Below are 276 nucleotides of genomic sequence, written 5' to 3' on the forward strand. Positions count from 1 at the left end.
GATCACAAGGTGGGCATCGGCGTGTACTTCAACGATCCGGACGGCAACCGCCTCGAGTTCTTCTGCGAGACCGTCACCGACGACGAGGAAGGCAAGCGCGTGCTCAACCGCTACCACGCGCCGAGCGATCCGACGCAGCTCGAACCGCTGTTCGACTAGCGTCGCCGCCGCCGTTGCCGCTCCGAACCACCGCATATCCACACCATTGACCAGGGAATCGCGATGAGCAAGACCGCCAATTTCGAAGGTTTTCATATCCGCAAGTGGTACACGCAG

The 276-nt window shown here is 60.9% G+C and carries 1 pseudogene; it reads left to right on the top strand.

The window, feature by feature from the left end:
* Positions 1-159: pseudogene (locus SB816_RS31305) on the top strand (glyoxalase); the annotation flags it as partial.
* Positions 160-276: the final 117 nt, after the last annotated feature.

It is taken from the genome of Achromobacter sp. SIMBA_011, assembly GCF_046535435.1.
Taxonomy (GTDB): domain Bacteria; phylum Pseudomonadota; class Gammaproteobacteria; order Burkholderiales; family Burkholderiaceae_B; genus Achromobacter; species Achromobacter dolens.